This is a genomic window from Paraburkholderia sp. GAS42, assembly GCF_050436565.1.
Classification (GTDB): domain Bacteria; phylum Pseudomonadota; class Gammaproteobacteria; order Burkholderiales; family Burkholderiaceae; genus Paraburkholderia.
On record NZ_JBNDML010000005.1, the window covers coordinates 289,818 to 311,280 of the forward strand.

The 21,463-nt window shown below is 59.4% G+C and carries 19 protein-coding genes and 3 pseudogenes; 5 read left to right on the plus strand and 17 right to left on the minus strand.

The annotated features are described in order from the left end of the window. Window positions 1–302: 302 nt before the first annotated feature. The gene (locus tag P3T16_RS10705) at window positions 303–977 is read left to right on the plus strand and encodes a VOC family protein (protein WP_429342233.1); all 675 of its coding nucleotides are present in this window, start codon (window positions 303–305) and stop codon (window positions 975–977) included. Between the two features lie 206 nt (window positions 978–1,183). Here the strand turns inward: P3T16_RS10705 and P3T16_RS10710 are convergent, their stop codons facing one another. Next, on the minus strand, window positions 1,184–2,140 hold the full coding sequence (locus P3T16_RS10710) for an enoyl-CoA hydratase/isomerase family protein (RefSeq protein WP_429342234.1): 957 nt from the start codon (window positions 2,138–2,140) through the stop codon (window positions 1,184–1,186). 629 nt (window positions 2,141–2,769) lie between these two features. Between P3T16_RS10710 and P3T16_RS10715 the strand changes: the two genes are divergently transcribed. Continuing rightward, window positions 2,770–4,095 carry an epoxide hydrolase family protein gene (locus P3T16_RS10715; RefSeq protein WP_429342235.1) on the plus strand — a complete coding sequence of 442 codons (1,326 nt, stop codon included), beginning with the start codon at window positions 2,770–2,772 and terminating at the stop codon, window positions 4,093–4,095. Window positions 4,096–4,115: 20 nt separating this feature from the next. On the opposite strand, the gene P3T16_RS10720 is transcribed toward P3T16_RS10715, so the two are convergent. From P3T16_RS10720 to P3T16_RS10730, 3 genes are read right to left on the minus strand one after another with little or no spacing between them, the layout of a single operon-like run. After that, the gene (locus P3T16_RS10720) at window positions 4,116–5,849 is read right to left on the minus strand and encodes an FAD-dependent oxidoreductase (RefSeq protein WP_429342236.1); all 1,734 of its coding nucleotides are present in this window, start codon (window positions 5,847–5,849) and stop codon (window positions 4,116–4,118) included. Between the two features lie 57 nt (window positions 5,850–5,906). Further along, a complete protein-coding gene (locus tag P3T16_RS10725; RefSeq protein ID WP_429342237.1) occupies window positions 5,907–6,779 on the minus strand; it encodes an enoyl-CoA hydratase/isomerase family protein in 873 nt (290 codons plus the stop codon). 58 nt (window positions 6,780–6,837) lie between these two features. Then, the gene (locus P3T16_RS10730) at window positions 6,838–7,515 is read right to left on the minus strand and encodes a type 1 glutamine amidotransferase domain-containing protein (RefSeq protein ID WP_429256963.1); all 678 of its coding nucleotides are present in this window, start codon (window positions 7,513–7,515) and stop codon (window positions 6,838–6,840) included. A 610-nt stretch (window positions 7,516–8,125) separates the two neighbouring features. Here P3T16_RS10730 and P3T16_RS10735 point away from each other — a divergent pair. Further along, the gene (locus P3T16_RS10735) at window positions 8,126–8,692 is read left to right on the plus strand and encodes a VOC family protein (protein ID WP_429342238.1); all 567 of its coding nucleotides are present in this window, start codon (window positions 8,126–8,128) and stop codon (window positions 8,690–8,692) included. 289 nt (window positions 8,693–8,981) lie between these two features. Here P3T16_RS10735 and P3T16_RS10740 read toward each other — a convergent pair. Both P3T16_RS10740 and P3T16_RS10745 read right to left on the minus strand, forming a co-directional pair. Then, window positions 8,982–9,143 (minus strand): annotated as a pseudogene (locus P3T16_RS10740) (type 1 glutamine amidotransferase domain-containing protein); the annotation flags it as partial. 216 nt (window positions 9,144–9,359) lie between these two features. Continuing rightward, the gene (locus P3T16_RS10745; RefSeq protein WP_429342239.1) at window positions 9,360–9,575 is read right to left on the minus strand and encodes a YtcA family lipoprotein; all 216 of its coding nucleotides are present in this window, start codon (window positions 9,573–9,575) and stop codon (window positions 9,360–9,362) included. Between the two features lie 443 nt (window positions 9,576–10,018). On the opposite strand from P3T16_RS10745, the gene P3T16_RS10750 reads away from it, so the two are divergent. After that, the gene (locus P3T16_RS10750) at window positions 10,019–10,738 is read left to right on the plus strand and encodes a TetR/AcrR family transcriptional regulator (RefSeq protein ID WP_429342240.1); all 720 of its coding nucleotides are present in this window, start codon (window positions 10,019–10,021) and stop codon (window positions 10,736–10,738) included. Between the two features lie 61 nt (window positions 10,739–10,799). After that, entirely contained in the window at window positions 10,800–11,267 is a 468-nt protein-coding gene (locus tag P3T16_RS10755) for an MEKHLA domain-containing protein (RefSeq protein WP_429342288.1), read from the plus strand. 196 nt (window positions 11,268–11,463) lie between these two features. Here the strand turns inward: P3T16_RS10755 and P3T16_RS10760 are convergent, their stop codons facing one another. The 11 genes and pseudogenes from P3T16_RS10760 to P3T16_RS10810 all read right to left on the minus strand — a co-directional run bounded on the left by P3T16_RS10760 (window position 11,464) and on the right by P3T16_RS10810 (window position 21,460). Then, a complete protein-coding gene (locus P3T16_RS10760) occupies window positions 11,464–11,832 on the minus strand; it encodes a VOC family protein (protein WP_429342241.1) in 369 nt (122 codons plus the stop codon). Between the two features lie 206 nt (window positions 11,833–12,038). Then, the gene (locus P3T16_RS10765; RefSeq protein WP_429342242.1) at window positions 12,039–12,329 is read right to left on the minus strand and encodes a DUF1330 domain-containing protein; all 291 of its coding nucleotides are present in this window, start codon (window positions 12,327–12,329) and stop codon (window positions 12,039–12,041) included. An 87-nt stretch (window positions 12,330–12,416) separates the two neighbouring features. Continuing rightward, window positions 12,417–13,166 (minus strand): SDR family NAD(P)-dependent oxidoreductase, encoded by a 750-nt coding sequence (locus P3T16_RS10770; protein WP_429342243.1) that lies wholly within the window; start codon window positions 13,164–13,166, stop codon window positions 12,417–12,419. A gap of 112 nt (window positions 13,167–13,278) precedes the next feature. Next, window positions 13,279–14,172 (minus strand): LysR family transcriptional regulator, encoded by an 894-nt coding sequence (locus P3T16_RS10775; protein ID WP_429342244.1) that lies wholly within the window; start codon window positions 14,170–14,172, stop codon window positions 13,279–13,281. Window positions 14,173–14,495: 323 nt separating this feature from the next. Then, window positions 14,496–14,588, minus strand: a pseudogene (locus tag P3T16_RS10780) (OsmC family protein); the annotation flags it as partial. 62 nt (window positions 14,589–14,650) lie between these two features. Next, window positions 14,651–16,615 carry an alpha amylase C-terminal domain-containing protein gene (locus P3T16_RS10785; RefSeq protein WP_429342245.1) on the minus strand — a complete coding sequence of 655 codons (1,965 nt, stop codon included), beginning with the start codon at window positions 16,613–16,615 and terminating at the stop codon, window positions 14,651–14,653. A 286-nt stretch (window positions 16,616–16,901) separates the two neighbouring features. Next, window positions 16,902–17,087, minus strand: a pseudogene (locus P3T16_RS10790) (organic hydroperoxide resistance protein); the annotation flags it as partial. Window positions 17,088–17,185: 98 nt separating this feature from the next. After that, on the minus strand, window positions 17,186–18,862 hold the full coding sequence (gene alsS, locus P3T16_RS10795) for an acetolactate synthase AlsS (protein WP_429342246.1): 1,677 nt from the start codon (window positions 18,860–18,862) through the stop codon (window positions 17,186–17,188). 13 nt (window positions 18,863–18,875) lie between these two features. Further along, window positions 18,876–19,670, minus strand: a complete 795-nt coding sequence (gene budA / locus P3T16_RS10800; RefSeq protein ID WP_429342247.1) for an acetolactate decarboxylase — start codon at window positions 19,668–19,670, stop codon at window positions 18,876–18,878. 279 nt (window positions 19,671–19,949) lie between these two features. Next, window positions 19,950–20,210 (minus strand): hypothetical protein, encoded by a 261-nt coding sequence (locus tag P3T16_RS10805; RefSeq protein ID WP_429342248.1) that lies wholly within the window; start codon window positions 20,208–20,210, stop codon window positions 19,950–19,952. A 263-nt stretch (window positions 20,211–20,473) separates the two neighbouring features. Next, the gene (locus tag P3T16_RS10810; protein ID WP_429342249.1) at window positions 20,474–21,460 is read right to left on the minus strand and encodes a cytochrome d ubiquinol oxidase subunit II; all 987 of its coding nucleotides are present in this window, start codon (window positions 21,458–21,460) and stop codon (window positions 20,474–20,476) included. Window positions 21,461–21,463: the final 3 nt, after the last annotated feature.

Here is a 21,463-nt window from a genome sequence, read left to right on the forward strand (position 1 = left end):
AACAATTGGCGGAAAGACGGTGAGGTGTTTGTCTGAACAAAACGGACCTTGATTCGCACCCGAAGAGAAACCCTTCGAGGTGCGGCCAACCGAGTGCACCACTACAGCGCACGCGCCCGTTGCGCGAGCCCCGCACATGCCACCAGCAGCGTGCCGGTGACGAAGATTTAAACGCTTTTAAGCGTTCTGGAAAATTCGGCTGTCACCAATACCAGATTTGCAATCGACCCGGCCGTCTGCTTTGCTGTAATTTGCAGGTCGAATTTGTCACCCTTAGATCATCAAGACATGAGGAGCCTGACGTGAGCAATACACAGACACGTAACGAAACCAGGACGACCGTCGGAACAGCGCGGACGGTCGACATGAAGCTCGAGGTCGTTGTCATCCCCGTCTCTGACGTCGATCGCGCCAAGGAGTTCTACGTTGGGTTAGGGTGGAGGCTCGACGTCGATATCGAGAAGGATGACCAGTTTCGGGTTGTACATCTCACGCCCCCGGGCTCGCAATGCTCGATCCTCTTCGGCAAGGGCGTCACGACGGAAGAGCCGGGCTCGGTGCAGGGACTCCATCTCATCGTGTCTGATATAGACGAAGCGCGCGCAGCGCTTGTCGAGCGGGGCATCGACGTGAGCGAGGTTTTCCATGACGCTGGCGGCCTTTTCCACCATGCGGGCGAGGAAGGACGCGTGAGCGGCCCACATCCGGCGCGGCGCAGCTATGGTTCTTTCGCCTCGTTCAGCGATCCTGACGGAAATGGCTGGGTCTTCCAGGAGGTGACCACTCGACTCCCTGGAAGGGCAGACACGCAGGCCACGACATTCACTTCGGTAATGGAACTCGCAGGGGCGCTACGACGCGCCGCGGCCGCGCATGGCGAGCATGAGAAACTGTCCGGACAGCATGACGAAAACTGGCCGGACTGGTATGCGGACTATATCGTCGCCGAGCAGGCCGGCACGCAGTTGCCGACATGAGACTGGTGGCTTAGCTGCGCCGTCTGAGGGATGGAGTGCTGTCCCGGTTGAATCGCATGGGCGTCAAGCGTGTCACGGGGCGCCCGTAGCAGCGCTGGCCGCGCTGGTGGTGGGAGCACTGTCCCGAAGCACAGCGACAGCTGCCCGGGAAAAAAGAAACCCCGCTCGTTGGCGGGGCTTGACCGGCCAGGTGCGAAGCGCGTGGACTACTTGTCCGGTTGATTTACCTTGCCGGTGTACCGGTCGAGATGAATTTCCACATCAGGCTTTTTCTGCAGCCCAAGCTCCATCAGCTTCTTGATATCCCGCTGTGCCGCTGGACGTTGTACGGAGGTAATGAAGGCGTCCCACTGAGGGCCGATCTCGCTATCGGGAGGGAGAGTGGCGATGTTGACAAAATACTTGATCTCCCCGATGGTCTGCTTGTCGAAGGATGCGATGCGCCGAGCCAGGGTATCGACAAACTTATCTAGTTCGGCATCCGGAAGCGAGCGGTTGACATAGCCATATCGTTCGGCAAGTTCGCCGTTGATATCGTTGCCGCTCAGCAGAATTTCCAGCGCACGGCCTCGCCCCATCAGACGGGGGAGACGGGCCATCGGTCCGCCGCCCGGATCGAATCCGGCGCCAACTTCAAATTGGGAGAGCACGGCTTTTTCGCGGCTGGCAAAGCGCATGTCGGATGCAAGGGACAGCTCACTGCCAACGCCCGTAGCCCGGCCCCGGATCGACACGATCGACACCACGGAGGAGCGGCTCAGGCGAGTCAGCATATCGGGCAACGGCGGCAAGCCTGTGGGACCAGCGGGGATGCGCGTAGTGGCTTCGAGGGGCGGCACAAAATCATAGTGGGTCAGGAAAAAGCCGGGTACCGCGCTGTCAAACACCACCACCTTCAGTTCGGGATCGTTCTCTATCTGGGTAATCACGCTGTTCAACTGCGGTATGGATTCCGGGCCAAAGATATTGAATGGCGGATGGTCAATGGTGACGCGCCAGTATTCTGGAGTCACGCGTGTGGTCTTGAACTCCTGCTTCGCGCCGGCTTCCGGCTGCGCACCTTGACTCGCCGCGGTGCTTGGCTGGTCGTTCTGTGCTATCGCGCTGCCGTTGAAAAACAATGCGGCTGCGACCAGTGCCGCCATCAATGGTGTGAGTTTCATGTTTGCTTCCTGTTTGGGGCCGAAGAAATACGCGGAAGAAAGAACGTGCGGGACGTCCGGTCTACACAAATTAGTGTAGGCACCCACTCGGCAGATACCAATGAGTATGAATGCATCTATCAATCAAGAATCAGGTAACAATATTGAGTGATGCGAAGCAGTGCCGGGTGATTCAACCGACGACATTCGTTGTTGCATAACAACTCGCCGCAGTCGTTTCGCGCATCGCGTCCACACTGCTTGGGCTATGTCGGGCTTCCATGGGCGCGTGTCGACCGGTGGATGAGCAGATAAGACGATTTGCCAGCCCACGGTCTCGTGCAAGAAGACGCGCGCCCGAGGGATCTGTTTCGGACCAGGAAGGTCGAGCGCGACGGATTTGTTCGCGAGCGACACAACTGTTGTTCTCACATGACCGTTTACCCGGAGGGCTTGCTTCCGCACAATCGCTACAACTACCGCAGACTGCCGTTTGCGGTCGGTCGAGGCGGTAACGATGTGAGGCTTGCCAGCTGGCGGCCTCTATAGGCGGCCCAATTGGACAATCGTGAACGTGTTTGCCCGGGATATTGCGTTGCTGCCGCACTCATCGCTCCACCCAATCGCACTTATTGCTAACAGGAGCTTGTATGCTTGACGATATCCTTCCCCAGACCCCATCGCGCCGTCGCTTTATTGGCGTGGCAGCAGCGGCCGCTGTTGCGGGCTCGTTGAGTCGACTCGCTTTCGCGGAAACGAATCAGGCCATCACTGAAGTCGCGCAGTCGAGCGGTGGTGACAAGACCGCTATTCGGCCACTTCGTGTGCACGCACCGGAATCGCAACTCATCGATTTGAAGAGGCGTATCAAGGCGACCAGATGGCCTGAGCGGGAAACGGTGACGGATGCATCGCAAGGCGTGCAGCTCGCGACAATGCAGAAGCTCGCACGTTACTGGGCGACCAGCTATGACTGGCGCAAAGTCGAAGCGAGGCTGAACGCTCTGCCGCAATTCGTCACCGAGATCGATGGTGTCGATATTCATTTCATCCACGTTCGTTCGAAAGACGCAAATGCGTTGCCGGTTATCGTCACGCACGGGTGGCCCGGCTCGATCATCGAGCAGTTGAAGATCATCGGTCCGCTGACCAATCCGACGGCCCATGGCAATGCGGCGTCGGACGCTTTCGACATCGTGATTCCGTCACTTCCGGGCTACGGGTTCTCAGGCAAGCCGACAGCGACCGGCTGGGATCCTGTTCGCATCGCACGCGCCTGGGTCGTACTGATGAAGCGTCTCGGATACACGCGATATGTTGCGCAAGGCGGCGATTGGGGGAATGCTGTCACGGAGCAGATGGCCCTGCTGGCACCACCGGAACTGCTCGGCATTCACACCAACATGCCGGCCACCGTACCGGACAACATTGCAGAGGCACTCAAGCTGGGCGAGCCGGCGCCAGCAGGCCTCTCAGCCGATGAGAAGCACGCATTCGATCAGCTCGACTATTTCTACAAGCACGGCCTTGGCTACGCATTGGAGATGGCGAACCGCCCGCAGACGCTGTACGGGATTGAAGATTCGCCTGTCGGCCTCGCCGCGTGGATGCTCGACCACGACGCCGCCAGCCAGGCACTTATCGCACGCGTGTTTGACGGCCAGTCAGAGGGGCTTACGCGAGACGACGTTCTCGACAACGTGACGCTCTATTGGCTCACGAACACGGCGGTTTCCTCGGCTCGTTTGTATTGGGAAAACAAGCTCAATTTCTTTGCTCCCAAGCACGTTGCCATCCCGGTTGCCGTCAGCGTCTTTCCAGATGAAATCTACGCTGCCCCGCAAAGCTGGGCAGCGAAGGCGTATCCCAAACTGATTCACTATAACCGCCTTCCCAAAGGCGGACACTTTGCGGCCTGGGAGCAGCCGCAAGCCTTTTCGGAAGAGCTTCGCGTGAGCTTCCGGTCGCTGCGTTGAGCGCAAAGCCGCGGGTGCGTTCACCACGCATGGGCCAGGAAACCTTCAATCTGCGCCACCACGCCCGCGCCTTCGCCCACTGCCGATGCGACTCGCTTGGTCGATCCTGAACGAACGTCGCCGATTGCGAAGACACCCTCGACGCTCGTCTGCAACGGCATCGATTGCACGCTGCCTTCCGGGAGGTCGGTGCCCGTCAATACGAATCCCTTGCTATCGAGCGCGGCGCCGCACGTCTTGAGCCAGCCAGTATTCGGTTCTGCGCCGATGAACACGAACAGGTGATGGGTCGTCATGCTTCCTTCAATGCCGCCGGCACCGCGGTAATGCACGCGCTCGAGACGCGTATTCCCTTCGAGCGCGGTCAGTTCGACACGCGTATGAACCGTCACGTTCGGCAGCGACAGGACCCGTTCGATCAGGTAGTGCGACATGCTGTGCTCAAGGCTCGCGCCTCGAATGAACAGATGCACATGCTCGGCGTGTGACGCCAGAAACACCGCTGCCTGCCCCGCAGAATTGCCGCCGCCAATCAGCAACACCGGCTCCTTGCGGCACAGCCTTGCCTCGATCGGCGTAGCCCAGTAGTAGACGCCGCAGCGCTCGAAGCGCGCGAGGTCCTCGACGGCGGGTCGCAGATACTCAGCGCCGCTAGCGATGACCACCGTGCGCGCGGTGATGCGATGACCGTCCGCAAGCTCCACGACATGCGGTTGCCTGTCGCAATACAACGCCGTGACCTCGCACGGGATGCCGATATGCGCACCGAACTTCTGCGCCTGGATGAACGCGCGGGCCGCGAGATCGTGACCCGTGATGCCGGTGGGGAAGCCCATATAGTTCTCGATGCGCGCGCTCGTACCGGCCTGGCCACCGGGTGCGCGACAGTCGAGCGCCGCCACCGACAATCCCTCGGATGCCGCGTAGACGGCCGCCGCAAGTCCCGCGGGGCCTGCGCCGACGATCACCACATCGTGGACGTACGCCGGGTCGAAGTCGGGAATCAGTTCGAGACACGATGCGAGCTGTCCCGCATCGGGGTTTCGCAGCGCAGCGCCGTTCGGGCAAACGGCTAGCGGGAAGTCGTCGGGTTGCGGTGTCAGGCGTTCGAGCAGCACGACGGCCTCGGCGTCCTGCTCCGCATCGAGCGTCGTGTGCGGAAAGTTGTTGCGGCGCAGGAAGTTCTGTAATGCGAGGAGTTGTGCGTTACCGGAGGAGCCGACAAGAACGACGCCGGGCACGCGCTCGATCACCATGGCACGCCTCAGAATCAGTGCGCGCATGATCTTTTCGCCAAGATCGGCTTCACTGATCATCATGGTGGTGAGGTCGTCGGGCCGCACCAATAGCGCTTCGACATCTTCGAGGACATGCGCGTCCACCACCGCAGGTTTGCTCGAAAGCTGGCTGACATCCGAAGTGAACTCGCCGCGCTGGGTGTAGGTGTGAATGATCCTTTCGAGGCCGAGACCATTACGGGCGATTATCCGGATTTTGCCCGACAGCAGGACGAACACTCCCGGACTGCGGACTCCCGCACGATAGAGCAATGTGCCTTTGGCGTAGCGCGACAGGCTGCCGAAGCGGCGCAGTCTGCCGAGTTCGGCCTCCGTGAGGACCGGAAACATATGATGGTAGCGGGGATGGCCGATCACGTACGGGTCGTCGCCGGCCATGTCGTCGTCGATGTCGCTCGCATCTTCTGCCGGCCGGGGGAAGGGCGTACCGTCGCCCGGTGTTGACTCGTTGCTCATCGCTCGTTCTCCTCCAGCAACTGGGCGGCGGCGCCACCGCCTGGTCGACTGGCGCCTCTACCGGCGGGGAGAGAGACCGCTTCGCGCGCCGGCCTCGCCCGCGAGCTGGCCCAGGTAGTATCCGAGCCGATCTTCGACATCCCCCGGCTTGTGGAACCCACGCGCGAGCAGGGCCTTAATGCGCTCCTGCGCGGCGGGCCGCCCTAGCGACGCGATGCAAGCGTCCCACCCGGCGCCAAGTTCGACGTCCGGCGGCAAGCTGGTATTGACGAGGCGTTTGGTGTTGGCGATTGCCCATTTGTCGAATCCGGAGATCCGGGTCGCCAGCGCGTCCACGAATGCGTCGAGGTCGGCATCGGGCAGTGCCCGGTTCACGTAGCCATAGGCCTCGGCCTGCTCGCCTCTGATGTCTTCTGAGCTCAGGAGCACCTCCAGCGCGCGGTTACGGCCGATGAGCTGGGGCAGCCGCGCCATGGGGCCACCGCCGGCGACCATTCCCACGCCCACTTCCCATTGCGAGAGGATCGCTTTTTCCCGGCTGGCGAAACTCATATCGCAGGCGAGCGTGATTTCGCTGCCATTGCCCGTCGCGCGCCCGCGGATGAGGGCGATGGAGGCAATGGGCGCGCGCGTCAGGCGCACGAGAAAGTCCGGCCACTGCGGCAAGCCCGTGGGGCCGGGCGGCATGGCGGTCAGGTCCTCGAGCCCGGCGTCAAAATCTGCGTGATTCAGAAAGTAGCCGTCCACCGCGCTGTCGAAGACCACGACCCTGACATGCTCGTCGGTTTCGAGAGCGTTGATGAGCTCGTGGAACTGCGCGAGCATTGGCGGGCCCATGACGTTGATCGGCGGGTTGTCGATCGTGACACGCCAATACGCCGGCGACTGCCGGGCAACTTTGATCTGAACGGGGTTCGTCGTCGGATTCATTGAGGGCTCCTATTGCCGACACACGTGCGCGGGCTTCATGGCCCGCGCCGGATTGGAATCAGGCCTGCAGGACTTTGAGCAGCTCTCTGGCAGTCGGACCGGATGAGGCAGGGTTCTGGCCGGTGATCAGCCGCCCGTCGACAATGGTGAACACGGCCCAGTTTTCCACCTTCTCAAAGTGGCCGCCCAGGCGCTTGAGCTCATCTTCGACGAGGAAGGGCATGACCTTGGTCAGGCCCACGGCTTCTTCCTCATCATTGGTAAAGCAGGTGACGCGCTTTCCCTTGACGAGAGGCTGTCCCTGACAGGTCGCCTTGAGCAGAACGCAAGGGCCATGACAGACGGCGGCGACCGGCTTGCCGGCGTTGTAGAAAGCCTCGATCAAGGCGATCGAGTTCCTGTCATTGGTCAGATCCCACATCGGGCCATGGCCGCCGGCATAGAAGATCGTATCGTAGTCATCCGCCTTGACGTCGGCGAGCTTGACGCTATTGGCCAACACCTTCTGGGTTGCAGGATCCTTCTTGAAGCGTTGCATCGTGTCGGTCTGATTGTCCGGATCGTCGCTTCTGGGATCGATCGGTGGGTGGCCGCCCTTGGGCGAGGTCACTGTGACCTCTGCACCGGCGTCCGTGAACGCATAGTACGGGGCAGTGAACTCTTCCAGCCAGAAGCCGGTCGGCTTGCCGGTATCTCCAAGCACGTTATGCGAAGTCAAAACCAACAGGATTTTCATTGCTAGTCTCCGTTCAATGGGGCAAATGCCTAAACGCGGCATCGCCGGGGGGAATTCTCGAAGGGGAAGTCGCTGCTCAGATCAGATGTTTGTGGTCCTCGCCTGGCTGGGAAATTGGCTCGCGCAGGCTTGGAGCACGGGGGGCCGCCGTTCACGATGAGGAGCACGCTGTCACAAGGGCCTCCTGGTGCAGACACATGCAATGAGCGCTTGTATTTAACGCCGGCTCCCGGGTCGCGCGCCATCGGACGATGGTATTGCCGGACCCATCCCATGGTATGAACAGGACTTCGCCGTTCACGTTGAACGCCTCAGACGAGGCCGTTCCCGGCGCGGCTTTCGCTTTCGAAGAAGCGAGGTCGGCTTGCACAGGTCAAAGCATGCAGCGCCTGTGTTTGGCCAGGCCATAGCGCGATGCGACTCTGAATACCAAAGCATGCAAGACACCTTGGCGCAATGGCGACTACGTTGTCGTGTTCCTGCTGGCATCAATGCAAAAGATTGTGTCCTCACGTGTTGTGTTTTCACGTTGTGATTTCACCTATCGTGTTTTCACATACCCGAAGCGGTGGACGGGAAACCGATAGTCAAAACCTCTAAGGAGCCAGACATGAGCAACATTCCGATGCCGAGCGAACACGCAGTTGGGACCGCGGGCGGTGGCACGTTCGACATGAAGCTCGAGATCGTCGTCATCCCTGTCACGGACGTCGATCGCGCCAGGCGCTTCTATAGCGAGTTGGGTTGGCGGCTTGATCTCGACTTCAAGGCAGGGGACGACTACCGCGTGATCCAGTTCACGCCGCCAGGCTCCGGATGCTCAGTCATGTTCGGCAAGAACATTACCGCGGCCGCGCCCGGCTCAGCCCAGGGGCTTTACCTCATCGTCTCCGACATCGAGGCGGTCCGCAACGAACTGCTCCGTCGTGGCATCGAGATCGGCGAGCCATTCCACGACACGGGCGGCGTATTCCATCATGCTGACGCGAAATGCCAGGTTAGTGGCCTCAATCCGCAACGACAAAGTTACGCCTCGTACGCCACGTTCAGCGATCCGGACGGCAACAGCTGGCTGTTGCAGGAGGTTACCGTGCGATTGTCCGGAGACATCGAAGTGGGCGACCCCAGGTTCACCAGCGAGGTCTTGAAGGCGATTCATGCGACGACACCCGGGTGACCTCACGGGGATTGGCTTTGTTCGGAAGGGTGCGGGCGCATGAACTTTCCCTGCATGACCCGACACGTGGTCTCGCTTCGGTTGGTGAATTTTTCGCGCTGGCGAAACTCGCGTGGAAGCGGTAATTCAAAACTGCCCGCTACGATCGCCTCGCGAACGTCTGTTTGCGAGGACCGGATGGTTCTCTCGCACAAGGACGGTTCGACTATGCGCCGACGCTGCGTATCGAGGGTCCATACGGTTTCATGGCATCATCGTGCGCACCTTTACACCACCGTAGGAGCCTACGATCGATCGGTGGGTGGCCGCCCTTGGGCGAGGTCACTGTGACCTCTGCACCGGCGTCCGTGAACGCATAGTACGGGGCAGTGAACTCTTCCAGCCAGAAGCCGGTCGGCTTGCCGGTATCTCCAAGCACGTTATGCGAAGTCAAAACCAACAGGATTTTCATTGCTAGTCTCCGTTCAATGGGGCAAATGCCTAAACGCGGCATCGCCGGGGGGAATTCTCGAAGGGGAAGTCGCTGCTCAGATCAGATGTTTGTGGTCCTCGCCTGGCTGGGAAATTGGCTCGCGCAGGCTTGGAGCACGGGGGGCCGCCGTTCACGATGAGGAGCACGCTGTCACAAGGGCCTCCTGGTGCAGACACATGCAATGAGCGCTTGTATTTAACGCCGGCTCCCGGATCGCGCGCCATCGGACGATGGTATCAGGTAGACCACGACCGCAAACGCGACGCCCGCGACGATGCAGAACAGCCAATCAGGAAAGTAGGCGCCGAGCACGTTGGCGGATGGCGCGAGTGTGCAGCCCGCGATCAGGGTAGCTACGGCGACCGACACTCCGGTGATCCCGATCGCGCGGGTCATTCTGAAGCACAGCATGTGATTGCTCCAATGATCTGCATGTCGTCTTTATGGCAGTCACGTATTGCACGCCAAACATAAGATTTTGCCGCCAGAGTGCGACTGTCAGCCGCCATCCATATCGTTATGCTTCGTCCACAATCAGAAGATCATGGGAGGCCGCGCACAGGTTACTGCACCTGCCAGCCAGATGAGGGAGCAAGAATGTTTTCCCCAAAGAGGAGGGCACGGAAGTTTCTTTAAAATTCAAATACTTGATTTTGTTTGGCGAAACAATCGCGAGAATTTTTGGCAAACGAGTTGCCGTATGCGCTCGAACACCACACTCTCAAATAGTTAAGTTTTCGCGACGAACAGTTAGAATCCCCTGACCATCCTGCATTCTTGTCGCAGATCAAGTGCGACACACTGAAATTCATAACTCCGGAAATCAGCACACGGCCGGATCTGCCGAGCCGCCTGTGAAAAAATTGTCATCCCGATCCGTTTCTGCGGCACACTCTTCGGCAAAGGGTACTGCGACCGCCGAGGGCGGCCCGCGTACCGCGCTCGCGCCCCAACGAAGCAATGGTAGGGAACGCGTTGCCTCGATCCTTAGAACTGCCGCCGAGGTAATTCAGGAACGGGGGTACGTCGAGGCGACAATGAAAGAGATCGCGGAACGCTCGGACACCAAGATCGGCTCCCTGTATCGGTTTTTTCCCACGAAGGAGCTGGTGGCGGACGCTCTCATCCAGCTTTACGCCAATGAATTGGAGCTGCGGTGGCAAGCAATCGTCACCAAGGCGGCGACCGCAACAACAGAACAACTCGCCGACATACTGCTTGGCGAGTATGTGAGCATGCGGAAGAAGTTTCCGGCTATGCTGACGTTGGCCGAACGCGGTCCAAGCGGCTCGGTTCACCGGCAGGAAAGACGGGCGCAAAACATTGACGGGATATCGAGAGCACTCAGAACCCACGCGCCGCACCTGAAGTCAGCAGAGGCGAAGAGCATTGCGATCGTGATGATTTACAACATGCGCGCCGTGTTGGCCTTGACGTGTGATCCCTCTGCGCCAAACGCACCGGGCGCGGTTCGTGAGTTGAAGGCCAGCACCCGTGCTTATCTCCGTCAGCGACTGAACTCGAAAAGTGACGCGATGCGGCAGGATTCCCGGCACGACTCAGGTTTATTCTGACCATAGAATATTTCTTGAAGGACGTCACCCATCCGCATACGAAATTGCAGGAGCCCTTATGATGATCCTGAGCGCCGATCCCAGCTTCTTCTTCCTCCTTTCCGACAGCTACCGCCGACTTTTGGGGAAGTCCCTCGTTCCCAATGGCATGAGCATGTCCGAGAGCACTGCGTGGCTTTACGAGGCTGCGCCGTTCGGCATTCTTGCGCACAATACTGCGGAGGATCCCATCTTCGTTTATGGCAACAAGCGCGCACAGGCAATGTTCGGATACGACTGGAATGAGCTCACCGTGCTGCCCTCGCGCCTCTCCGCTGAAGCGCCCGAACGTAGCGAGCGTCAGGCATTCCTCGATCAGGTCACGCGCGACGGCTTCATCACCGGATACCGAGGCGTGCGCATCGCCAAATCGGGCGTGCGCTTCTGGATCGAACGGGCTACGGTATGGCAACTTACGGATTCAGCGGGAAACTATCGAGGTCAGGCGGCCATGATCCCTGAGACGAAGTTCATTCGCGATAAAGGTTGAGTTCATCGAGGTACCGCGTTCGTTCGAGCCAGTACCTGCCTGTCACGGCGGCATCCTTAAAGCTCCCCCTTTCGGGGAATGGTTCCTCCCTCCCTCAGAAAGCAGTGCACGCCGGCGCCCTAATTCCAGTATCGCGATCTATCTCATCTGCTGCTTGTGGATTGCCGCGATGACGGGATCATAGATCTCTTACCTTTTATTTGTAGAGCCAAGGCTTATAGGCAATCTCGATGTTGTATCCGTCCGGGTCGCCGATGTTCGCCGCGAAGTAGTCGGCACGCCATTCGGGCCGAAGGCTCGGTTCCTTCTTTGAAGTAGCTCCCGCGTCTATCGCCGCCTTGTAGCTGGCCCTGACAGCGTCCGCGCTCTTGGCGGTGAATGCGACGTAAAGGTCTTTGGCGACTTCGCCATTCTTCAGCCAGAAACCGGGATTGCTATTGATCGCGAAACCGTGCAGTTGATCGAACTTGTAGGGCATGTCGATGCCAAGCGGCTCAAGCAGCTTCTTGTAAAATTCGCTCGACCGTTCCAGGTCAGAGACGGGGAGATAAATATGGTCAATCATGGCTTTCCTCTTTTCGTTTGACTTTGACAGCCCCGATCAGGGCTCTGCTAAATCCTCATCCGGCAAGTTAGTTTGCCGGGGTCAGCGCACCTCGGCGAAGCAGTCGCGAATCTCCTCGCTGGCTCCTCTCAGGCGGCGAAGTGGTCCCCGGTCCAGGATGAGGGTGAAGGGGGTGATGGCGTCATTGGGCATGCATTTCTTCTCCGTCAGCTGACACCTTCAACAATGAGTCCGTGATAGATCGCCCCGTGCTTGCGGTGCTTGGCGACGTTTTGGTAGGCCTCGCTGTAACACCAATCCTTTGCGGCTTTTACGCTCGGGAATTTCACAATGACCATTCCCCCAATCGGATCACCTTCAAGGACTTCGTGCTTTCCATCGGCTACGAGCACTTCGATAGGATGATCCTTCATCGTTGCTTTGATTCCAGTCCGATATTTTTCGAACTCTTTTTGATCGATGGATTTAATTCTAGCGAAGACAATGTATGCGGACATGATCGTTCTCCTACTTTGTTAATCGATTACTGAAATTCCAATGAAAACCCTTGGGCCGTAGCCCGCGTTACTAACTGAGAAGGCGTTTTACTTGTTGCCGCCGTTCGCGAAGATGATTTCTCCCGTGAGCCAGCCCGCATCATCCGAGGCAAGAAATACGGACACACGTGCGATGTCCTCGGGTTGGCCGACGCGGCCCAGCGGAGTACTTGCGATTATCTGCTTCTTAAACTCCGTTCCCATGACGCCTGCCGCGTGCGCACCCTCCGTTTCGGTTCCACCGGGACCGAGAGCGTTAACGCGGATTTTCTTGGGGCCGAACTCTTTTGAGAGCACGCGCGTCAAGCCATCGACAGCGCTCTTTGACGCCACGTAGATCGAAAGGGTCGGGTCGGCAGCGACACTCTCCGTCGATCCGATGTTGATAATGCTGCCGCCTTCCGCACCGAAGGCCGGCAAAGCGGCTTCGATCATGAGGAACGTGCCAAGCACATTCGTGTTGAACTGACGGTGAAACTCCTGCTCGCTGAACTGCTCGAAGGGCGCAAACGAGAAGACGCCCGCGTTGTTCACGAGCACATCCAGACGGCCGAAGGTATTTTTCGCCTCCGCGACGAGGCGTTGCGCGTCGGACCTCTGCGCCACGTCGCCCTGCACGGCGATAGCTCGCCCGCCTTTGCCGGTGATCTCGCGCACCACCCGTTCCGCGCCCGCTTGATCGCGCGCGTAATTCACGATCACCACCGCGCCTTCCGCGCCGAAGGCTTTTGCAATGCTCGCTCCGATTCCTTTTGAAGCGCCTGTCACTATCGCAACCTTATTGTCGAGCCGTTTCATGATGCATCCCCTCGTTTGAACACCTCGTTTGTCGGTGATGCAAATCTATCAATTCCACCAAGTACGGACTAGACGTTAATTTTGGATAGCATCGATCCCATTGGGGAATGGATCAGTCGCCCATTTCGGCGAGCAGCTCAGCCAGAAAGTCAACAAACACGGCGACTTTGCTGGGCAGACTGCGGGACGCGGGTCGCACGGCACTGATCGGAATTCTGGCCGGCTCACAATCGCGCAGGATTCGCCGCACGGTTCCGGCGCGTATATCGGCCGCAAAAAGCCAGTATGGCGCCTGGGTGATACCGAGGCCGGCAAGGACCGCGGCGCGTTGCTCTTCGCCATCATTGGTGCGAAACGATGCCGCCGCCTGATGGGATACCACCCCGGCGCGGCTGGCGAAGGTCCAGGGTCGCGGTCCATCCCGTGAGACAAAAAACACGCCGTCGTGGCGGTCGAGATCGCTCGGTCGCTTCGGCACTCCTCTGCGTTCCAGATAGTCGGCAGACGCTACGGCGACGAGGGCGAACTCGCCGATCTTGCGCGCGATAAGGCTAGAGTCCGCAAGGGCGCCATTGCGAATGGCGAGGTCAATGCCCTCGTCAACGAGATTGATCGTCCGCTCGGAGACGAGGGACTCGACAACGACCTTGGGATAGCGAACGCGGAACGCAGGGAGTTGCGGCACGACATAGAGTCGAGAGAAGGCGGGCGCGGCGCTGACACGCACCACGCCGGACGGCGAGACCTGTCCCGAACCGATGCGGGATTCCGCTGCCTCGAGATCGCTGATGAGTCGTACGGCAGATTCGTAGAAGTCGCGCCCGGCCTCGGTCAGGCTCAGGCTGCGGGAGGTGCGCATAAGAAGCTGCGCACCGAGATGTTCTTCGAGCGCGGCAACCTGTTTGCTGATCGCCGGCTGCCCTGTCCCAAGCTCACGCGCAACCGCTGAAAAGCTCCCGCTTTCTACGACGCGCACGAATATCTTGATGCCTTCGAGCCGATCCATCCGATCCTCCTACGGGGAATGGGTTATCTTACTAAGGAATAGATCATGCATGATCATGGGCAAATCTATTCCGGAATTGAGGGGACCTCTCCGGGCCGTCTTGCGGCTCTTGTGACGAAGCATGAGGTAGTTACCTTGGGAAAGCTCGGCGAGGAAGGTGCCCAGGCTCTCGGCCGTGCGCCCGTCGCCGCGATGTCCGGCTTCCAGATAGTGGTCGTTCACGACTGTCCGGAACGGGTCGTATAACTGAGCCATTCGTGCTATGCACTCACCGGTGGTTTGCCATCTCGGCACACCGTGCGACGGAGCATTCGGGGAATGGCGTTGAGTCGCGCCTGAAGGAAGTAAGCGCCGCGAGCTGTGGCGAGGTCCACTTCGGCGTCGACGCCTGTATCGGCCGGGATCTTGACTTTAATTCCCAGTACATCGCGATCATGACGCTGTAGACGCACGACAATCAGATAGTCGACGGTCCGGATCAGCCCCTCACCAATATGAGTGCGCCGTTCGCTGGCAGCGCGAGCCATGCGGACGCCGCGAAACCATCCAACGGCGGCCCCGATGCGTCGACGCCGCCACCATTGCCAACCGGTGAGGGATTCGGATAGCCGTCATAGACGTCGCTATTAAACACTTCGCGCCACGTGCCCGCCGACGGCAGTCCGATCCGATACGCGCGCTTGGCGATTTCGTCGAAGCTCACGGCAACGATCACGTCGCCGCCGACGCCTTCGATCCAGCGATGCATTACCAACACGCGGTCGAAATCTTGTGCGCGGGACACTCGAACGCTGGTCGAGCATAGTGCGGGCAACGCGCGGCGCAAATGTACGAGATCCGTCGAGCAACGCAGGAGATCGCGCATCGACGAGTTCGCCGCCGTCAGGCCCGCCCAGTAGATGAGTCCGTTAGCACTCCGGTCATCGCTCCAGTTCTTGTCTTCCAGGCACTCCTGGCCCATGAATAGCAATGGAATGCCGGGTGCGCACAGCAATAGCGTTGCGGCCGCGCGTACGCGGCTGCGTGCATACCACGAGCGCCGGTCGGTGGAATCCGCGAGAAACGGCAGTCGCGCGGCGCCGTAATGGCCTGCGTAGGTCAGATCGTGATTTTCGAGGCACGTGTTCAGCTGCCATGCCTCGACGGGTGTCGATGTCAGCGCGCCTGTGACTGCGGACAGGTCGAGGGCCGCCGACAAGCCGTAACTTGCCTGTTTGAGCAGTGCACGCACACTATCCCGCAAGCCGTCCGCGAGTTCGGCGTCGAAGCCCAGGCCGCCGGGAGGCGGCTCGATCGCGCGTGGGCGATCGCCGTTCCAGTACTCCGCAATCTGCACCACCGAGCAGCGCGTCGCGCGCACGGTTCCGCTCAGGCGTTGCGCGAACATTTCGCCGCCGTGATTCACGATTGCGCTGACTTCGTCATAACGCAGGCCGTCGACGTGATACTCGTCGAGATAGAACCGCGCATTATCGATCAGAAACTGACAGACCCAGTCTTGCCAATAGGCGAAGATCGGTCCTATCCATGTCTGATCAGTAAAGTACAGACTTCGATTGGGATCGGGGCCCTGCTGGAGGTCGTAGAACCAGAGACTTCTAGGGTCGAACGTGCCCCGGCTATCATGGCCGAACGCGTGGTTGTACACCTGGTCGAGAATCACCGCGAGGCCCTTCAAGTGGCACAGATCGATGAGACATTTAAGCTGGTTGATTCCCGGTGTCAGGTCCGTTTCTGTCAGCGCCGGCTGGCCGCTATCGGCGAACATCGCGTTGATTGCGGCGAGCCGCCAGCGCAGATCGTCGGGCGCAACGCAGTAGGGAATTTCCGGCGAATACGGGTCCGTGCCGTTATAGCCGAGGCTGTAGCTGGTTTCGAACTCCTGGATCGGCAGTAGCTGTACTGCGGTGATGCCGAGGTCGATCAGGTAATCGAGCTTCGTCACGACATCGAGGAACGTCCCGCTGCGCAGGGTGCGCACGTCATTGCCGTGGTCGTCTTGCGCCCACCACGTGCCGACGTGCAACTGATAGACGATCAGCTCGCTGGTCGCGGGAGGTTGCCACGCGCTGTCATGCCATGGATAAGTCGCTGGATCGCGGACGAGGCACCAGGAAGCCGGGTAGGTTGGCGCAAAGCTGAGTTCGCGCGCGAAGGGATCGCGTTTCCATCCGCTGTCGCCCGCGCCGTCGACGTAGAACAGGTAAGGGTCACCTTCCTTGATCGAAAGCAGAAAGCCGCCCCAGGTTCCATCGCCGAGCGGTTCCATTGCGTCATCCGACGCCGGCCGCCAGCCTTGCGCCTGCGACGGTTCGAGCGCCGCACCCGCCACAACGAACACGGCCGTTGCGTTGGGCGCCCACGTACGAAAGCCGGTGCCATCCGTCGTAAGCGATGCGCCCATCGGACTCGTGCGGCCGACACGCCCTTTCACCACGCTCATGTTCGCTCCAGGGCAGCGGGCTAGTCGTGGCAGTATAGGAAATCGGCTGGCGCATGCACAGATTGGTTAGCGTGCTTATTGGTGAGAAGCGGGCCGCCCGTCGACATAATTGGTGCTCGCCATCCCGCATGCCCCTTCAGGGTGCGCGGTCCCCTGCTTTGCATTTATCGAACGCGTCATTTCTCGCCACCGCATGCGCAACTTCTCTTGTGCGATGCGGTGCATTGAATATGCTGACACCCAAGGCTTCTAAAGCCCAGGCTCGGAAACGAGGAGGGCCGTGATGAAGAAAGCACGCGCTATATCCCGCGACGAAGAGCTGTTCGGGGTTCCTGCCGTGGCCGCCTCCGCCGCCGAGCTTCTTCGGCGCGGTCAGCTTGAGATCAAGGTTGTTCTCGGGATCCGTCGCATGTCCGTCGCGCCCTCCGGTGACGTGCGCATGAGCGCGGTACAAGACTTTCTCAATTGTCATTCGAGACCCTTTTCGTGTCACGGCGGTCGACAATTTCCCGGCGTCGCAGCAACCGGAAGGCGGCGCCGGGAAGCGCCATGAGAAGAGAAGGGAAATAGTTAGTTAAAACTGCCTTCGTGAACGTTTTCGAACAGCTTATGGTTATCCGCGTAATCCACATGCACGCCGATAATGACGGGGCCTTGCGCATCGAACGCCCGTTTTAGCGTCGGAATGATCTCGTCGGGCGTATTGATCATCATCCCCGTCGCATCAAACGCCTCTGCATACTTCACAGGGTCTATCAGACCGAGTTTGACACCGGACTCTCGCCCGTATTTCGCGACTTCCTGCACACCCACCATGTTGTACGACCCGTCAATCCATATCATGTGGACGATGTTGGACTTCAGCCGCACGGCTGTTTCGAGTTCCATTGCGGAAAACAGGAAACCACCGTCGCCAGAAATCGTCAGCACTTTCTCCGACGGACGAACAAGCGTAGCAGCGATACCCCATGGGAGCGCCACGCCCAACGTCTGCTGGCCGTTTGTCATCAGAATCTGCCGCGCCCTGAAACTGTATACGTAGCGCGCAAGCCAGAGATGGAAAGACCCCATGTCGAGGCAAACCGTCGTGTCCGTGCCGATGAAATCCTGAAGCTCGTGGCACAGGCGAAGCGGATGTATAGGAGTGCCGCTCTTCGTGGCGGCCTCCGTGACCTGAGCTGCTCTCAGCTTGCGGATTTCCGAGAGAATTGCTTCCGAGATGGGCGGCTTCGCGGGGCGTCCCGTGAGGGACGTGAGCGCTGTGAGCGTCTGGGCAATATCTCCCGTGAGCTCGACCGCCGTGCAGTAGCAGTTGTCCAGGTCGGCCGGAACCGCGTCGATATGGATGATCGGACGGTCCTTGCCTTGATTCCACTGCGACGGGTCGTATTCGACCGGATCGTAGCCGATCGTGATCACGAGGTCCGCCGCGTCAAGCAAGCGGTCCGCGGGCTGATTGGCGAGTTGGCCGATACGTCCTCCGAAGTTGCTGAGCAAGTGGGCCCCGACCGCGCCAGCGGCCTGAAATGTGCCGACCACGGCAAGATGATTTTGCTCGATAAATTCGCAAATCGCGGCAGCATTGACGGGTTTGCTCGACAGCAAACCAAGCACAACGACAGGATTACGGGCAGCCGAAATCATCTTTCCAGCCTCCGCGAGCGCCTGGCCATCAGCCGGTCCAAGCCCATAGAAACGCGGCGGCACAATAAGCCGACCTCGCGCCGGCGCCGTCATAATATCCTTTGGCAAACTGACGAATGCTGCTCCGGGCCTTCCCGACTCGGCGGCTCTGAACGCATTTGCGAGCACCTCGCCGACGGCCTCGGGCGCAGGCACGGCAGCACTGAACTTCGTGATGGGTTTGCAAAGAGGTACGCTGTCCATCGTCTGGTGAATCTGCTTGAGCGCCTCCGCAGTCGCCACTGCACCGCCGAGAGCGACAATCGGGTCGCCCTCCGAGTTGGCCGTCGCCAATCCGGTAACGAGATTGGATACACCAGGGCCTGAGGTCACAAGCGCGACACCCGCTTTGCCGGTCATGCGACCAATGCCACCTGCGATGAAAGCTGCATTCTGCTCATGCCGGCACACCACTGTCTGGATTGAAGAATCAACCAACGCATTGAATACAGCGTCAATCTTCGCCCCCGGCACGCCAAATACGTACTCGACACCTCTGTCTTCCAGAGTCTGTACGACCAGATCTGCGCCGATCTGGGATTTGGAAATTGTCTTTGCGTCCATGATGAAAACACTCCTAGTCTGCCTGTTCGGCGTATGCGAGTTCGTCGGCTGAATTCTTGCTCAAATCTGCCTTTAGATAGGCTTCATTCGAAGGCAGCGCGAGATGGAAATCCGTCAGTTGTTCAATTCGAACGTGCAGGCGTTCCGAACTGCATGCCAACAGGTGACCGCCCTGGTCGCGCGCATCCGACAGGAAGTGAAAGTGGTAGCCGGGAATGCTAAACGCGCTGGAGAACCCCGGCGACCAGAGTCCAACCAATGTTCCGGATGCGTTGGCGAACTCGAACTCTGTTTGTACCTTTGCAGCGTCGACCAGCCGGGTATTTTCCGGCGGCGGAGACACTGCGCGTGTCTTGATCGAAGTGAAAACACCGTCAAGCCGGACCGCGTAGAAGATGTTGTTTGACGGCCGTAGCGTGTCGCAAAGGTCTTCCAGTTCTGCGAGACTCGATGTTGGAGGAAGCTCTGTGTCAATGTCAGGAGCGAACTTCGTGACAACGGCAAACGGTGCTTTCGCATCGGCACCGACCTCGTTTACCGTGCCGTCGCCTCTCGCCTGAAACACGCGGCCATCGACGACTACCATCTCGCCGTCAAGATCAGCGAACGTTCCCAGCCCGAAGTCGCCATGTTGCAGAACGACGGCTGCCGACACGGCACCCTGGTAAAGGCCTGCGACCAGCGCGCCAGACGTCGATACCTGAAAGAGAGTGCGATGGGCGCTTTCTACGGATACCAGTCCTTCTGTGTCCGGATTTACTGCTTGTACTTCTGGATCTCCGCTGGAGTTCTCTTCATCGTGATTCATACGCAATGCTCCCTAGCATGACCTGACTTCGATCGAATATCGGAGGTCTAAAGTTACATTGGAAAGATGTCTCATCTTTCCAATAACGCGCTAGCGCTTTCCGGAACGAACGAATTGGAAGTGGCGATGATTTCTCAGAGGGCAACGAGGACCGCCATCCTGTGGCAATCAGGGTCCGGACGTTGACTGGAACACATCAAGGGTCCTGCCCATATGTCGCCGAGCGATCTTCAGGCTCGTTACTGAAAAGGACAGGCCGGCTATTACCTGCGAATCACTTCAAAGGAGGTTTTCTCGCACCATTTCCAGCACGTCCGCCCCACGGCCGTTAAGTGCAGCACGCGCGGAGTACAGCGCCATGCCGATCGCGGGCTTTACTTCAAAGAAAGGCGGTTTGACCAGTTCCAACGGGTTGACAGTGACATTAAGAAGGGCCGGACCCGGTTGGGACAACCGCTCCTTCACGGCTGGCGGGTATGACGAACTCGATGCCCTTGACTTTCTGCAGCAGCGATAGCGGCTTCGAGAAGAACGGCTCATTGATCTCCGACATCTTCGCAGTGCGCAGCCCTCGCTGCGTTCCGCAACTGTTGTGCAGGCCGCACCTTATGTGGAAACTCGGCCCACGGAAGCGCGTCGACCTTCAGCACGTCGTGCAGGGACTCGACCAGCTCATACGTGTTGGCACGCACAGCCCGGCTTTCCGCACTCGGTTCGACTGCCGTTATGTGATCGCGCACGGGGTGCACGCAGCTGCCGTCGGCGCAACGATGTAGTCATACATTTGGTAAGCACGACGTTCATCAGTAGTGACCCGAAGTCAGGTCGACCTTCCCTTTGAACACGTTATAGCTATAGACCGTGTAGATCAGCATCAACGGGTAGACGAACAATCCCGCGCCCCAGAACATGAAAGAGAGGCTGGCATGCGGCCCCGCCGCCTGGGTGATCGTGAGCGAGAACGGGACCATGTACGGCCAGAACGAAATCGCCAGCATCGCGTAGGCACAGATGAACAGCAGCACGATCATGAGAAACGGCTGGTTGTCCCGACGCTGTCTGACGCCAATCAGGGTGCCCGCGATTGCGCATAGGGCGACCAGTGGCACAAGAAAAAGATAGGGACGGTCGAGCCAGCGGTGCATGATCGCAAGGCTTTCATGAAGTGCATGAAAGAACAGCACGATCAGCAGGACGAGCACTACCCAAAGCAACGGCACAATCGCACGATACGCAGCGTCGCGCGCGTCGGCTTCGCATCTCTTGACCACCCAGCTCGCGCCAAGCAGAGCGTAGCCGGCGCATAGTGCTACACCGCACAGTACCGAGAATCCGCTGCACCACGTCATGACGTCGCCCGCAAAGCGGCCATTGACGACCGGCAGCCCTTTGACCAGTGCGCCGACCATTGCGCCTTGCATGAACGCGGCGACGACCGAACCCACCACGAAGCCCACGTTCCAGATCACCCGCGTACGGCGCGCCGTACCACGAAACTCGAAGGCGACGCCGCGAAAGATCAGGCCGGTGAGCATCAGGATCACGGGCACGTAGAACGCGGAGACCAGCAACGAGTAGACCGGCGAGAATGCGCCCCACAACACCACGCCGGCCACGATCAGCCAGGTTTCATTGCCGTCCCACAGTGGCGACACGGCGGCGAGCATATGAGCCCGGCGCGTTTCGTCCCGGGTCAGGCCGAACAGCATGCCGACACCGAGGTCGAAACCGTCGAGCAACACGTATAGCAACATGCTAAGGGCGAGTATCAGCGACCAGTAGAGGATCATTTG